The following is a 15,721-nucleotide window of genomic DNA, read 5'->3' on the forward strand; positions in this document are numbered from 1 at the left end:
ACACCCCTTCAAGCGCTCCGCTTGCGCGCCCATGCGTCGATCCCCACGGCGGCCATGATCAGCGCCCCGGTGAAGATGTCCTGGTACATCGAGTCGATGCTGAGCAGGTTGAAGCCGTTGCCGATCAGCGCCAGCAGCGTGACGCCCAGCAGCGTCCGCCACATCGCACCGGCGCCGCCGGCGATCGACGTCCCGCCGACGACGATCGCGGCGATCGCGGTCAGCTCCAGGCCGACGCCGACGTCGGCCTGCGCGGTGCCGACGCGCGAGGTCACGAGCACGCCCGCGATGCCGGCGCCGAGGCCCGAGATCGCGAACGTCGCGGCGCGCACGGCGTTGACGCGGATGCCCGACAGCCGCGCCGCCTCGGCGTTGCCGCCGGCGGCGTAGACGTAGTGGCCGAAGGTCGTGCGCGCGAGCAGGAACCAGAGGATCCCGGCGAACGCGACGAGGATCCAGATCGACAGCCGCATCCCGAGCAGCTTGTCGTTGCCGAGGCCGCGGAAGCCAGGATCGGCGACCGCGATCGAGAAGCCGGCGGTGACGACGAGCGCGAGCCCGCGGATGATGATCGAGGAGGCGAGCGTCGCGATGAACGAGTTGATCCGGCCGATCGTCGAGACGCCGCCGTTGACCGCGCCGCACAGCAGGCCGGTCAGGATCCCGGCGACGAGCCCGAGCGTCGGGCTCGTCGTCGTCGCGACCTTCGCGGCGACGACGCTGCTGAGCGCGAAGACCGCGCCGATCGAGAGGTCGAAGCCGCCCGCGATGATCACGAGCGTCGCCGCGCACGCGACGATCCCGAGCGTCACCTGCTGCTCGGCGAGGTTGAGCAGGTTCGTGCTGGTCAGGAACGCCGAGCTGGAGAACGACAGCACGACGAACAGCGCGATCGTGCTGATGACGACGCCGTAGTCGCGCACGGCCCCCAGCCGCAGCCGTCTCCAGCCGACCCCGGCCGGCGCTTCGATCGCGGTCGCGTCCTTCGTGCTCATGCTGCCTCGCTCTCAGTCTCGAGCGCGCCGAACGCCGCGCCCATCACGTTCTGCTCGGTCGCCGCGGCGCCGGTCAGCTCGGCCACCAGCCGCCCGCCGCGCATCACCAGCACGCGGTGCGAGAGACCGAGCACCTCCTCCAGCTCGGAGGAGATCACCAGCACGCCGATCCCCTGCTCCGCCAGCCCGCAGATCAGCTCGTAGATCGCCCGCTTGGTGCCGACGTCGACGCCGCGCGTCGGCTCGTCGACGATCAGCAGCCGCGGCGTGCGGTAGAGCCACTTCGCGAACAGCACCTTCTGCTGGTTGCCGCCGGAGAGGTCGGACACCGGCGCGCGCTCGCGCGTCGCAGCCAGCTCGACGACGCCGCCGAGGTCGGCCGCGACGGCGCGCTGGCGGCCGCCGGAGACGACCAGGCCGCTGACCTCCCGCAGGTGCGGCAGCGTCATGTTCTCGACGCCCGAGCGACCCATCAGCAGGCCCTGCTCCTTGCGGCTCTCGGGCAGCATCGCGATCCCCGCTCTGATCGCCGCGCGCGGCGTGCGGGGGCTGACGTCGACGCCGTCGATCAGCACGCGGCCGCCGTCGCGGCGGTCGGCGCCGAAGATCGCGCGCGCCAGCTCCGAGCGGCCGGCGCCGATCAGCCCCGCGAGGCCCACGATCTCGCCGGCGCGGACGTGCAGCGTGACGTCGCGCACGGCCGCGCCGCGGCTGATCGACTCGGCGCTGCAGACGATCGGCGCGTCGGCCGCGGGCGGCCGCTTCGGCGGGTGGATCACGTCGAGCGAGCGCCCGAGCATCCCACTGATCAGCGTCTGCGAGGTCTCGGCGGACGCCGCCGCGGAGCGCACGACGCGGCCGTCGCGCATGATCGTGACGACGTCGGCGAGCGCCAGCACCTCGTCGAGGAAGTGCGAGACGTAGACGACCGTCGTGCCGCGCTCGCGCAGCGCGCGGATGTCGGAGAACAGCCGCGCCGACTCGTCCGCCGTCAGCGTCGCGGTCGGCTCGTCCATCACGATCAGCTCGGCGTTGCGTGCCAGTGCGCGCAGGATCTCGACCTTCTGCTGGTCGGCCGTGCGCAGCGAGCCGACGAGCGCGCGCGGGTCGAGCGCGAAGCCGGCGTGCGCGCACAGCTCGTCGTAGCGGCGCCGCAGCCGCCGCCGGTCGACGACGCTCGCGCGGCGCGGCTCGATCCCGAGGAAGACGTTGTCGATCACCGTCCGCGCCGGCAGCAGCGCCAGCTCCTGCGCGATGATCGTCATGCCGCGGGCGAGCGCGTCGCGAGGCGAGCGGTACGCGACCGCTCGCCCCTCGACCTCGATCGTGCCCGCGTCGGCCGCGACGACCCCGGTGATCGACTTGCCGAGCGTCGACTTGCCGGCGCCGTTCTCGCCCACGAGGCCGTGGATCGTGCCCCGCGCGATCGCGAGGTCGACGCCGGCGAGCGCGTGCACGCCGCCGTAGCGCTTCTCCAGCCCGCGCACCTCGACGTGCGGCGGCTGCACGCGTGAGGGCTGCGCTACCACTGCGCCGCCGGCAGCTGTCTCTGCAGCTCGGCGAAGTTGTCCTTCGTCACGACCGGCGGCAGCCCGCTCTTCTCGACGGCGCTGATGCCCTCGCTGATCTCCTCGCCGCGGACGGCGCGGATCAGCAGGTCGGTCGCGATCGCGCCCTCGTCCTCGGGCAGCGACAGGAACGTCCCGACCCAGCGCCCGTCGGGGATCGCGGTGTAGGAGGCCGCCGCGGCGCCGCCGCCGATCAGTCTGACCTGGTCGGTCTTGCCGGCCGCCTCGACGGCCTGCTCGGCGCCCTCGGTCATCGGGTCCGACGTCGTCGCGATCACGTTCAGGTCAGGCGTGCCCTGGAGGATGTCCTGCGTCGCCTTCAGCGACGGGTCGGGCAGGTAGCCGCCCTCCTTGACCGCGACCAGCTCGAAGCCGGGCGTCTCCTTGACCTTGCGTCTGACGACGTCGATGACCGCCTGGCTGTAGGGGTCGGCGAAGGCGCCGGTCAGCAGCGCGAACTTGCACGGGTCGGCGCCCTCGCAGCCCTTCTGCACCAGCTCGAAGATCCACTGGCCGCGCAGGTCGGGCGGGTCGAGCACCGTCGCCGTCTGGCCCTCGAGCTGCGGCTCGGACGAGGTCGGGTCGGGGCCGACGGGGAAGTCGGTGTTGGCGACCTTGATTCCCTTCGCGATCGCGTCCTCCATGCAGGCGGCGATGCTCGAGTCGACCGGGACGACGATCAGCGCGTCGAACTTGCCCGACGCGATCGCGTCCTGGCACTGCGAGAACTGCTTGGCGGCGTCGAACCCGCCGTCGAAGACCTGCTGCACGGTGCCACCGTTCTCGGCGGCGGACTTCTCGATCCCTCTGAGGGTCGCCTGGATGTACGGATTCGCCTGCGTCAGCGGCAGGAAGCCGATCCGCACCTCCTTGTCGCTCCCGCCCCCTGTCGTCGCTCCGCTCGTCGTCCCGGACGCGGACGCCGCGGTCGAGGACGAGGACGACGAGTCGCTGCTGCCGCACGCGGCGAGCGCGCCTCCGGCGGCGATGACGAGACCTGCTGCGACGACGGCCCGGCGGACCTCTCGCGTCAGTTGCATGCCTGCACTCCCAGCTCGTGAGAACCCGATCGATGCGGCCTGCTCCTCCACAGACTGCGGCCCAATGATCCGACCGCCGCGGGACCGCGGTCTTCAGTCACTCAGCACAGAGAACGTGAAAATCCTGTGCTGCACGCCCAGGTTCTGGACGTGCGGAAGGGCGCTCAGCGCGCGGTTGCGACAGCTCGGCGGGGGCGGATCTCGCCCTCGCCGGCACGCAGCGAACGGCCCTCGCGGCCGGTCCGCGCGGCGACGATCTCGGCCAGGATCGCGACGGCCGCCTCAGCCGCCGAGGCGGCGCCGATGTCGAGCCCGCAGGGGGCGAAGATCCGCTCGATCGCGACCTCGGCGACGCCGGCCTCGCGCAGCCGCCGGTTGCGGTCCGCGGTCGTGCGGCGGCTGCCGAGCGCGCCGACGTAGCCGGCCCCGCTGTCGAGCGCCGCCAGCAGCGCCGGCTCGTCGAACTTCGGGTCGTGCGTGAAGACGAGCACCGCGTCGCGCGCGCTCAGCCGCAGCCCCGCGAGCACGTCCTGCGGCCAGCCGACGACGGTCGTCGCGGCGCGCGCGTAGCGCGACGAGCGCAGGAACGGCTCGCGCGCGTCGCAGATCGTGACGTCATAGCCGAGCCCGTGCGCGGCCGGCGCGAGCGCGGCCGAGTAGTCGTTGGCACCAAAGACGATCATCCGCGGCGCGACGGCGTGCGGCTGCAGGTGGACGCGCAGCCCCTCCGCCGCCTTCGCGCCGTCCTCGCCGTAGCGGGCGGTGCGCGCGGCGCCGGTGCCGAGCGTCGCGCGCAGGTCGGCGGCGACGTTGCGCTCCAGCAGCGGCGAGCCGAGCCGCCCGTGGACCTCGTCGTCGCCGACGAGCGCGAGCGTGCTTCCGGCGCCGGGGCCGTCGATCAGCGACGCGAGCGCGGCCGGCTCGCCGCGCTCGATCGCGTCGGCGACCGCGCGCAGCGGCTCCAGCTGCTCCGCGCCCAGCTCGCGGACGAAGATCTGCACGATGCCGCCGCAGGTCAGCCCGACCGAGCCGGCGAGCGCGTCGGAGATCCCGTAGCGCCGCACGACCGGCGGCCCGCCGGCGAGGATCCGCCCGGCCTCCTCGACGACCGCGCCCTCGACGCAGCCGCCGGTGACCGACCCCTCGACGTCGCCGCCGTCGCCGATCAGCATCGTCGCGCCGGGGTCGATCGGCCCCGAGCCCTCCAGTTCGACCAACGTCGCCGCGACGACCCGGCGGCCGTCTTCGAGCCATCGCAGCGCGACGCCCAGGGACTCCGACAGGTCACTCACCGCGGCGAGCTCCTCGCTCGCTCGGCATCGTCGCCACGCTACCGCCGAGCGACCGCGCCGCGCCTGTGCCGCGCGCCCAACGTCACGTCCGGGACTGTGCATGACGCCCTAGGACGGCGGGGCCGGCGGGTTCCACTCGACCGGCCCGGCGGTCGAGACGTGCGAGCCGAGGGGGCGGCCGAGCACGTCGCGCACCATCCCGCTCGCGACGACGAGCGCGGGCAGGTCGACGCCGGTGTCGATCCCCATCTCCTCCAGCATCGAGACGAGGTCCTCGGTCGCGATGTTGCCCGTCGCGCCAGCGGGCACGGGACAGCCGCCCAGCTCGCCGAAGCTCGACTCGAACGAGTCGACGCCGACGTCGAGCGCGGCGAGCACGTTGGCGAGCCCCTGGCCGCGCGTGTTGTGGAAGTGGGCGGTCAGCTCGACGTCGTCTGAGGCGCCGAGCGCCTCGCGCCACTGCGGGAACAGCTCCCGCACCTGCCGCGGGTTGGCCATCCCGGTCGTGTCGCCGAAGCCGACCTCCTGCGCCCCGGCGTCGCGCAGCGCGGCCGCGATCTGCGCCACCCGCTCCGGCGGCACGCGACCCTCGTAGGGACAGCCGAACGACGTCGCGATCACGCCCTCGCAGCGCAGCCCGGCCTCGCGCGCGCGGTCAAGCACGCGCCGCAGCCCGTCGAGCGACTCGGCGATCGAGCGGTTGACGTTCTTGCGGTTGTGCGTCTCGGAGGCGGACAGGAAGACGGAGACCTCGTGGAAGCGGTCGCGGTGCTCCAGCGCGCGGTCGAGCCCGCGCTCGTTCGGGATCAGCACGCTGAGGCTGACCTCCGGCGGCACCTCGATCGCCTCCAGCACCGCGGCGGCGTCGTGCAGCTGCGGGATCACGTCCGGCCGCACGAAGCTCGTCACCTCCATCCGCCGCAGGCCGCTGCGGCCGAGCTGGTCGATCAGCCGCACCTTGTCGAACGTGTCGATCGTCTCGGGCTCGTTCTGGAACCCGTCGCGCGGTCCGACCTCCCGGATCCGCACGCGCTGCGGCAGCTCGGCCATGCGAGCGAGTCTAGCCCGTGGATTCGACCGGCGGCCGTGGACTGCGCCGTCGCAGCAGCAACGCGGTGGCGAGCGCGGCGACGAGCCCCCAGTAGATCAGCCCCGCCGTCGACACCACCCCGGGCCGCAACTCGTAGCGACCGCCGTTGAACCGATCGAGTGGTTCGCCGGCGGCCACCGGCTCCGGTCGCCGTCCGTCCGCTCGGAGGATCAGGTACCGCCAGTCGCCATCGCCGGATCTCAGCAGCTGCAGGCGCGACCGTCTGCCGGCCGGATCGTCATCGGGATCCCAACACGGTTGGAGTTTGTTCCCGCACAGCTCCTCGACCTTGGTCGAACTCCACAGGATTCCGGGCCAGACCCACGTTCGCACCTTCAGCGCTGTCGGAGGCTCTCCGCCATCGCCACCATTGGGGTTCCACAGATCGCGTGTGTAGGGCTTGAAGCCGAACACGGGCACTCCCAACAGCTTCACGCTATGCACTGCTGTCGCGTCCTCGCGCACCACGCCGCCGGAGACGAGTCCGCTCGAGCTCAACGGCACGGCCTTCAACCCGAACGGTTGCGCGATCGTCAACGCCAGCACCGCCGCCAACGCCAACGGACCGGTTGCACGCCGATCCCGCTGCACGACTGCCGCAGCCAGCCAGACCAGGCTGAATGGGACGAGCACCAGCTCGGCGACGCCCAGCACCTGGTCGACCAAGCGCAGCGCGTCAGCACTCATCGATGCGCTGCCCGGATGACGTCATGGTCGATGTCAACCATCGACCTGGTGCTCGATCACGATCGGGCTGCGCGAGCCGTTCTCGCCGACCTCGGTCGCACGCACCTTGGCGGGCGCCTGACCACGTCTCCACGGGATCGTGACGCGCCCTGAGGCGCCGCGGACGGGAATGATCTGCGAGACCGCGCCGACCTCGTCTGCCGGCGTAACGGTCCACACGATCTCGATGTCTCGGTCAGGCTGGTTGCTTTCCCAGTCGACTTGGACCGCACCGTCCTCGTAACGGGCGTCGTCGATCGTCAGCGGGGCTGCCTGACGGCCACCGACGATCTCCGATTCCGGCTCGACGTCTTCGCAGCGGCGGGCTTGCGCGTCGAACGCCGACGGGTTGTCCCATTTCTTGCCCTGCTGTGCCGGACCGAGAGGGCTCGGTGAATCTGTCGGACTCGCCCCTTGCTCGGTGCTGCCCCATCTGCCCGGCCATCTCAGCCACGACGCGCCTGCCGCGAGGAATCTCAGTCTCGGCCGGCCGGTGAGGTTCTGGCCTCGGGCGAGGTCCTTGGCGAGGCCGAAGGCGGCTCCGTCGAAGACTCCCGGGCGGTGGAAGTTCGCGTGGGTTCCTGCACCGGGATAGACCTGGAATGACGTTTCGCCTGTGAAGGGGTCGACCTCGTCCACGGTGCTCCACGGACAGGAGATGGCATGCGCGTCTCTGTGGTTGCTGTAGGTCACCCGGTCGGGGTCCGACCACAGACCGTTGCTTTCGCGACGGTAGCGGACCTGAACCATCTCCCAGTCACCCTCGTGATGTCCCTGCTCGAACCCCGCAGGAGCCGTGTTGTAGTAGTAGAAGAGCCAGTACTGCACCCAGCCGACCGACCCCGAGGTCCAGAACCGCACGTAGGCGGGGTCCTGCCAGTCGGGGTTGCTGCCATAGATGTCGACCGAGTCCTGGATCTTCTCCTCCTCGGTCCCGACCTCGTCGAGATAGTCTCGTCCGCTGACTCTCGCGCCGGACGGATAGCGTCCACTGCGCAGGAAAGGAAGCGTCAACTCCGGGCTGCCGCCCGCGGTCGCCAAAGGATCACACGGGTTGCGGCCCCGACACAGGCGGTTGCGCTCCACCGACGAGCCGTGTCTGGCGACATTGCTGACGATCGACTGCGGCGACAGCAGTGGCGTCGGCTCCTCCATGTCGCGATATATCTTTGGTGCGTACTTCGTCGCGACCTGTCTGAGCGACTCGTTGGCGCCACCGCCTATCACGCCGTCTTTCAGTTCCTGTCGGACCTGAGCGAGGATGCCGGCTGCTCTCGCGGTGGGGCAGTTGCCACTGCTCTCGCGTGCTGCATCGAGCCGAACGAACACATATCTGTAGTACAGGATCGTCAGATCCTCGTGGTAGGCACGATCCTGTCCGTCGTTGCTGACAGCGCGAAAGCGAGCGCTCGCTCTGCGAGCGCCGCCATCGCCCACGTTCTTCAGCGTCGTTCCGCGCAGCCACACCCCGTTCCGGGCGTCGTTGGGGGTGATGCCGCACGACCACGCCAACGCCTGAAGGTGCGCAGCCAACTCGAGTTCGTCTTGCGGCGGTATCAGGTGGCGGGCGACGAACCCGTTGTGCGTCCCCGTCGTACTCCCGTCGAGGTTTCTTGGAGGCCGATCGTCCGCGGCGGAGAGATTTCGAGCCAGCTCACCGGAAGGGTCGCGAGCGGCCTTGCTGCGCCACGCGCCAGCGTTGTTGCAGTCAAGGCTTCTGATGCTCGACGTCTTGGTCCAGGAACTGCCTCTCCGGACCGGAACCGACCACGCACGTACCCGGAGCAGGTACGACTGCGTATCGGGACGACACTCCGTTGCTGCAGTCATGTATGCCGTCGTCTTCTCACGCAGCACGACGCTGTCGCAGTCGATCTCAGTGTCGAAGGTTCCCGGATCTCGCTCGTCGGTCAGCACGCAGAGCTCGACGTTGAGTCGCGGCTTTCTCCCCATTCCGCTCGCCGGGCATGTCACCTCAGCCTTGCCCAACACTCCGGAAGCAAACTGACCGTTGTAGTTGGTGAGTCCGGGGCCCGTCAGGCTCGCTCTGGTGCACCGCCGACCGATCAGGGCTGAGAAGCCCGGCTCTTCGTCGTCCCAATCTATCCCGGTGATCTCTTCGTCAGGGTCCGGCGGCGGGGGGCTCCAATCAGCCTCCCCGGAGTACGTGGAGGAGTTTCCGACGGTGTCGGTGGTTCTGATCTCGACCGTGATCTGCGTGTTCGACGCAATCGATCTCAACTCGACGAAGCCCGGCGCCGCGTCCTGCCACGCCGACCAGCCTGTCGACGGCGTCGACCAGCGCACCTGCTCCTCGGCGACGCCCGCGCCCGGGATGCCTCCGGGGAGGTCACCGTCATAGCCCGGATACCAGGACACCGTCGCCGTCTGCGCAGTCGCGCCAGACTCGTAGACGCCGGCATCCGCGGCTGCCACGGGCGCCGTGCGGTCGACGATCACCCGCCCGCTGGTGTGTCCGGTCGTCCCAGCCGCGTTCTGCGCCCACGCCGCAAGCGTGTTCGCGCCCTCCGGCAGTCTGGTCGTCACGACTGAGAACTCGTGCGTCACGTCTCGAGGACAGAGGCTGTCGCACTCGACCGTCCAGGTGTCGGTAGGGGTCGTCGCGCTCGGGCCGTAGCCGAACGTCTGGATGCCGAGCGCACGATCGACGCCGCGAACACGGAAGACCGCCGGGTCGGTGCCGTTGCTGTAGACCTCGTCGTTCTCCGCTTCGACGCTCACGGCCGGCACGCTCACTTGCGGCAGCTCGAGGGCGGTGATGGGCTTGCCGGTTGACGGGACGAGGAGGTCGAGGTCGCCGGTCTCGACGTCGACGGTCTTGATGCCGGTCGCGACGCTGGTCGGCGAGGTGTCGTAGGAGTAGGCGGTGAGGACGGTGGAGCCGGGGCCCGTCCAGCTGGGAGCGGTGAAGGAGAGGTTGCAGTTTCTGGTCTGGCTGGGCAGGTTCGGGGTGAGCGTCTGCGTGGCGATGTCGATCCCGTGGATCGCGTAGCCGCAGTAGTCGCCGAGCGGGAGGCCGGAGAAGACGATCATGCTGTTGTCTTCCGAGAAGCGGGGCTTGGACGTGACGGTGTCCTGTTGGACGTCGCCGCCGATCTCTACCGCTCTTTCGCCGGTCCCGTTGGCGGCTGCGGTCACGATCGCCGTCTGGCTGCCGTTGCGGGCCAGGTAGGTCAGCCGGCCGCCGTCGGGCGAGTAGCTCGGGAGGTCACGGTCGGTGTAGGGCACATCGGGCGTCCAGCCCGCGTCGAGCCGCAGCGCGGTTCCGGTCGCGATGTCGAGCGAGTAGATCCCGGTTGCGAAGTCGACAGGGGAGTAAGCCGCTATCGCCAGGCCGTCGCCGGTGGGTGAGAACGCGACGCTCGACGGACTCTGTGGGCCGTCGCCGCTGCCGCCGGCGCTGGGCGCGTTGAGCAGCAGGCGGCGACCTCTGCCGTTGATGCCGACGAGCTCGATGCCGCGGCTGGTGATCATCGCGACCGTGTCGCCGTCGGGCGAGACGGCGATGTCTTTCAGATCGTCGGCGTAGGAGACGGTGAGCACCTTTCGTGGGTCGGTGCCGTCGAGCTTGGCCGTCCACAGCTCCTCGCTGTCGAGCACCAGCGCGAACCGCCGCGGGGCCAGCAGCGCGCCGCGCACGATCGCGCTGGTGCCGCTGTCGTCGAGGTTCTGGCCGCCGTCGTAGACGACCCGCAGCCGCAGCCGCTGGCCGAGGTCCTCGGTCGTGACCAGGTACGTCGAGCCGGTCGCGCCGCCGATCGGCCGGCAGTCGCCGCCGTCCGGGTTGCAGCGCATCCACTGCGCGCTCCATGCGATGCCCGGGTCCGGGACGACGGCGGTGAGGACCGAGCCGACGCGAGCGGAGCCGGCGAAGGCGATGTCGCCCTGCTCCGTCGTGGGCGCGTAGCCGATCAGTCGCGTCAGGGAGGAGGCGGTCGCGGTCCCGTACGGGCTCAAGGCGGTCACGGTGACGCGCATCCACGCGTTGTAGGCCGCGGGCACCTCGTAGGTGCCGCCGGTCGCGTCCGTGACTGCTCTGCAGCTTGACGGATCGGCCGTGGTGCACTCCTCCCATTGGTAGGAGAGCGTGACGGGACCCGTGCCTCTCCAGATGCCGTCGTCGACCACGAGCGTGCCCTCGGGCGGGCAGTCTCCGCCACCGCAACTCGACGCCGGCACTATGTTCGGCCGCCCGAGGATCTCGGGCAGCTGGACGTTGACCGGCGGGCTCGTCGCGATCGGCCCGAATGCTGCCGAGTTCGTCGTTCCGACGCCCTTGAAGTTGCGGCCACGGACCGTGGCGAGGAGCGTCGAGCCGACGTCGGCGCCGGTCGCGACGTAGCGCCAGTCGTTCTCGCCGGCGATGTCCTGGCAGGCAGTGCCCGCGGCGTTGCAGCGGCGCCACTGCGGCTGGAACGTCTTCGGGTGCGCGCCCGTCCAGTGGTTGGTCTCGATCCCGAGCGTCTCACCGTCAGCTGCTCTGCCGGTGATGACCGGCTGCACGCGTGAGCGCGGCGACACCAGCAGCCCCGTGTACGGGACGGTGACGCGGAACGCCTCCGCACGCTGCTCCCCGGTAGCGTCGGTCGCGGTGAGGCGGATCGTGTGGTCGCCGGGCGGGAAGTCACCGGTGTTCAGCGACCACGAGCCTGCCTGCGTCGCGGCACATCTGCCACTGCAGTCCCACGACCACGTCCGCTCGGCGAAGCCGTCGACGGTCAGCTCGACGCGTGCGATGCCGGCGCTGTCGCTCGCGGTGAACGTGAGGGGATAGACGCCGTTGGCCAACGTCGTGAAGGCGCTGGTCTTGAGTCTGCCGCCGAGCGCGAGCGTCATCTGCGGCGTCACGTCGGTCGTCATCGACGTCGCCAGCAACGAGTCCGCACCGAACGTGTACCGCCGTCTTCTGCCGTCCGCTGCTGTGACGTCCGCGTGACCAGGTGCCCCGTCGTATGTGGTTGCGGGCTGGTCGACCCCGCCGGTGACGGGCGTGATCGACGCGACGAACGTGCTGTCAGGCCAGTACGCCAGCTTGACCGCTCTGCCGTCAGGCAGGTCGATTCTCATCAATCGCCGGTCGTCATACGTGTATCTCGTCTGCGCACCGGCGGGCGTCGTGTACGACGTCAGCGTGTGGTTGTCGTAGCCGTATCTGTGCGTCGCCCCGTCCTGGTCTCTGATCACCGTGACGTCACCGACCGGGTCGTACTCGAATCTCATCAGCCGCCCGCGATTGTCGGCGAGCGTTCTGAGCCGGTCGCCGAGCGAGGCGTAGTAGGTGGCGTCGACCTGATAGCCGTCGACGGCGCGCGTGCTGAGGAGGCGGTGGACCGGGTCTCCGGCCCCGAACGTCCAGACCTCGAGCGTGTCGTCGAACGCGACCGTGATCGTGCCGTCCTGGTTCTCGTGCAGCGATGCGTCCATCCCGACCGGCGACGCGAAGCTGCCGTCGGCCCGCTTGTGGAAGACGCCGTCGAGCCCGGTCACGCCGAACAGCACGTACGAGCCGTCCGCGTCGTCCTGCTCCAACGTGATCGTGCCGAAGTCGCCTCTCGTCCCGTTGCCGAACGTCCCGCCGAAGTCGAACCGGTTCTCCGTGTTGAAGTAGCGCGCGACCGTGAGCCGGTCGTTCCCGTTCTCGAAACCGAGATCGTCGGAGACGAGCGCCATGTTCTCGTTGCCGACGTTGACCAGCAGCTCCGACCCGTCGCTGAGTCTGTGTCGGTCGTAGCTGTACTGCGGACCGACACCGGTGCGCGTCGCGTAGCGCACATAGATCTCGTGCTGATCGAAGGAATCGAGGTGCTGTCTGGACTCGTCCGCCGCCTTCAGCATCAGGTTCTGGCTCGGCTCACGGCCGTCGACCATCGCCTGCATCAGCTCGGTCATGTCCCAGACCGCCCAGTGCCCGACGCGGTCCGCCGCCATCGTCTCTCGCGCCTCCCGCGGCGATCTGAAGTCACCGCCGGCGACTCTCCACGCGGTCGTGCCGTCGCGTCTGTTCCACGTCGCGCTGCTCGTGAAGCTGCTCGTCACGTGGTGCAGATCGACGTCTGCCGTTGCCGGCGCGCTCTGCCCGACCAGAAACGCGTTGACGTGGCTCTGCAACACGAGCGCGTCGTCACGTATGACCTGGTTGAGATCTCTCAGCGCGATCAGCCCTCGCCGCGTCTGCGTCCCGTCCTTCCCGACGAACGTCGTCAACGTGGTCCCGCAGTTCGACGTGTTCGCCGCAGCGCCGCTCTTGATCTCGCAGACGCGTGCCGGCCCCTCCCACGTCGTCGTCGGATCGACCACCACCGGGAACGCCCGCGCCGGGTCCGACAGCCACGCTCTGTCGAGTACCAGCACCACGACCTGCCGGCCGTCGCCCGACTCGACCTCGTACCGCGCCGCCTGCGACATCGCGCCGCTCGCGTCCTTCATCCATGGCGCCTGGAACGTGAACCGCCGCTGCCCCGAGCCGTCGGTGAAGTCCACATCACCAGCAGCGTCGACAGCCGCGTGAAGGCCAGGCGCGTCGACGTCGAAGCGGTACGACGACGGCACGTCGCTCGACGCCAACGTCAACGTCTCCTTCACGACGTCGCCCTGCAGCTCGTACCCGACGTCGACGCCGTCGATCGCATCGCCGAACGTCGCCTCGCTGCCATCGGCTCTCACCGTCGAGGACTCCGCCCCGCCGGTGAGTGCGAACGACAGCTCGTGATCGCCGCCGGCGATCGTCACCGCACCCGACGCATCCGCCGGGACCACGACGTCGAGCGGACCCGCCACGTTCTCGAGCGATCCGTCGGCCGTCGCGACCAATCTGTCGTCGACAGGCTCCCAGCCACCGTCAGCCCCGCGATAGTTGACAGGGACGTTCGAGATCCGCGCCTCGTACGTCCCGTCGGCCAGACGCCTGGTCTGCGAGAACTCCGTACGCAACGACGGAACCTCGACAGGCGCTCTCGCCTGGGGCGCGGCGCCCGAAACCGACGACGCAGGCCCACCCGACCACGGATCGGCAGCGAGCGCCGTCGCACCCCCAAGCAGCGCGACGACACCGAACACGACGGCAAGCCGAGCCCCGACCCCAACCGTACGCAGCCGCGCACAACTACGACGAATCCGCCCAAGCGGACGCCCGCACCAATCCCCGCGCATTCCAGCCCCTGTCGAAAGACGCTCGTCCAGCCTCCGGCTGGGCGCAGCACGCGCCAAGCTAGCGCGTCAACGCGCCAGCCACAAGAGCGATGCGCTGACGCCGCGCCCGCCTGACGGCGGCGGGGTCAGCCGCCGGAGAACTTGATCGGCGGGTCTCTTCCGACGCTGTCGCGAGGGCAGGGGATCGCGCGGTCCTCGTGGTCGGTGGCGACCGTGTCGCCGCGCGCGACGGCGCAGTAGACCTCGATGTGCGGCGCGTTGAAGTTGACGTTGCAGCGGGTGACGGGGACGCCGTCGAACACCCGGCCGTTGCGCACGCAGGCGACGTAGCGGAAGTTCAGGTGACGGTCGCGCATGCGCTGCTCCATCAGCGCTCTGACCTCGCCGACAGAGGCGGCACGGACCGGCGCGGGCGCGGCACCGGCCGTGGTGCCGGCGGCGTCACGCGCGCCGCCGCCGTCGGCGCCCGCCGGCTCGCGCGCGAGCAGCAGCACGCCGCCGCCCGCGAGCGCGAGCACGGCGACGAGCAGCGCGGCGACGACGATGGGAGAGCGTCGCAACCGCGCCACGCGTCGCCTCCTCAGGCCGCCGCGACCGGGTCGGCGGGAGCGGGCGCGCCGCCCGGACCGGTCGACCAGAGGAACTCGTACGCTCTGAAGTCGCTGTCGCCCTTCGCCAGCGCGGCGTCGCGCGCCTGCTGCTCGGGGCCGTCCGGCACGTGCCACGTCTTGCCGTTCGCGCGCGAGAGCGCCTGCACTCTCGACGCGCGCGGCTTGCGGCGCGCCTCGTAGCGCTCCAGCGCCGCGGCCACCTCGCCGGGCGCGACGCCCGCGAGCGTCTCCCCCAGCACCGCCGCGTCCTCGATCGCCTGCGCGGCGCCCTGCGCCTGGAACGGCATCATCGCGTGGCAGGCGTCGCCGAGCAGCGCGACGCGACCGTCGATCCACGTCTCCATCGGCTCGCTGTCGTGCAGGCCGTACGCGGTGATCATCGGCGCCGCCTCGATCAGCCGCAGGATCCGCGGATCCCAGCCCTCACGCGCGGCGAGCATGTCCGCCTGCGAGATCGGCGTCGACCAGAACGCCTCGTCGTCGCGCACGCCAGAGGTCGTCACGCCCATGTAGAGCCCGGCGCCGCCGCTGATCGGATGCGTGATCACGTGGCCGCCCGGCCCGATCCAGATGTTCTGTGCCGGGCGCTCGAGGATCTCCGCCAGCAGCGGGTCGTCCTGCACGGTCGCGACGTCGATCATGTGGCGGTTGGTGACTCTGCCGCTGAACGACGGCGGCTGCGGGCCGAAGAGCGAGTCGCGCACCGCCGAGCGGATCCCGTCGGCGCCGATCACGACGTCGCCGGCGAACTCCGTCCCGTCCGCCGTCACGACGCGCGCCTCGTCCGCGCCGTTGGCGACGACGCGCGCGACCGGCGCGCCGGTGCGGATCTCGACCGGCGTGCCGGGGCCGTCGGGGTCGGTCGCGACGCCGACGAGCGCTCCGTGCAGGTCGGCGCGGTGCAGGCACCAGTAGGAGGCGCCGAAGCTGTCCAGCAGCCGCTGGCCGAGGACGACCTCGCCGAGCTTCTCGCCGTCGCTCCAGCGCCGCCGCACGGCGGCCTGCGCCGGCACGCCGGCGTCGCGGAAGCGGTCGACGACGCCCCACGCGCCGAGCAGGCGCGACGCGTTCGGCGCCATCTGGATGCCGGCGCCGACGATGCCCAGCTCGGGCGCCTGCTCCAGCACGACGACCTCGTGACCGGCGCGCCGCAGCGCGATCGCCGCGGACAGCCCGCCCAGTCCGGCGCCCGCGATCACACATCTCAACTGCATCTGCGTCTCCTTCGC

Annotated in this window: 9 protein-coding genes; all 9 read right to left on the reverse strand. The window is 70.7% G+C overall.

Annotated elements, in window-relative coordinates; all coding sequences use genetic code 11:
* Positions 1-8 precede the first annotated feature (8 nt).
* The 9 genes from CWOE_RS20675 to CWOE_RS20715 all read right to left on the reverse strand — a co-directional run bounded on the left by CWOE_RS20675 (position 9) and on the right by CWOE_RS20715 (position 15,706).
* Positions 9-995 carry an ABC transporter permease gene (locus CWOE_RS20675; protein WP_012935587.1) on the reverse strand — a complete coding sequence of 329 codons (987 nt, stop codon included), beginning with the start codon at positions 993-995 and terminating at the stop codon, positions 9-11.
* The gene (locus tag CWOE_RS20680) at positions 992-2,503 is read right to left on the reverse strand and encodes a sugar ABC transporter ATP-binding protein (protein ID WP_041730752.1); all 1,512 of its coding nucleotides are present in this window, start codon (positions 2,501-2,503) and stop codon (positions 992-994) included. The genes CWOE_RS20675 and CWOE_RS20680 overlap by 4 nt, the downstream gene beginning before the upstream one ends.
* Positions 2,504-2,517: 14 nt before the next feature.
* Positions 2,518-3,603: a sugar ABC transporter substrate-binding protein gene (locus CWOE_RS20685; protein ID WP_012935589.1), complete on the reverse strand. Its 1,086-nt coding sequence runs from the start codon at positions 3,601-3,603 to the stop codon at positions 2,518-2,520.
* Positions 3,604-3,767: 164 nt separating this feature from the next.
* Positions 3,768-4,895: an XdhC family protein gene (locus CWOE_RS20690; protein ID WP_012935590.1), complete on the reverse strand. Its 1,128-nt coding sequence runs from the start codon at positions 4,893-4,895 to the stop codon at positions 3,768-3,770.
* Positions 4,896-5,003: 108 nt separating this feature from the next.
* Entirely contained in the window at positions 5,004-5,945 is a 942-nt protein-coding gene (locus tag CWOE_RS20695) for a hydroxymethylglutaryl-CoA lyase (protein ID WP_012935591.1), read from the reverse strand.
* Positions 5,946-5,955: 10 nt separating this feature from the next.
* On the reverse strand, positions 5,956-6,672 hold the full coding sequence (locus CWOE_RS20700; RefSeq protein WP_012935592.1) for a hypothetical protein: 717 nt from the start codon (positions 6,670-6,672) through the stop codon (positions 5,956-5,958).
* A 33-nt stretch (positions 6,673-6,705) separates the two neighbouring features.
* Entirely contained in the window at positions 6,706-13,788 is a 7,083-nt protein-coding gene (locus CWOE_RS20705; RefSeq protein ID WP_160165541.1) for a DNRLRE domain-containing protein, read from the reverse strand.
* A 218-nt stretch (positions 13,789-14,006) separates the two neighbouring features.
* Complete coding sequence (locus CWOE_RS20710) at positions 14,007-14,441, reverse strand: hypothetical protein (protein WP_148261101.1); 435 nt, start codon at positions 14,439-14,441, stop codon at positions 14,007-14,009.
* A gap of 20 nt (positions 14,442-14,461) precedes the next feature.
* Positions 14,462-15,706: an FAD-dependent monooxygenase gene (locus tag CWOE_RS20715; protein WP_160165542.1), complete on the reverse strand. Its 1,245-nt coding sequence runs from the start codon at positions 15,704-15,706 to the stop codon at positions 14,462-14,464.
* Between the last annotated feature and the right edge of the window lie 15 nt (positions 15,707-15,721).

The sequence above is a fragment of the Conexibacter woesei DSM 14684 genome (genome assembly GCF_000025265.1).
GTDB classification, from domain to species: domain Bacteria; phylum Actinomycetota; class Thermoleophilia; order Solirubrobacterales; family Solirubrobacteraceae; genus Conexibacter; species Conexibacter woesei.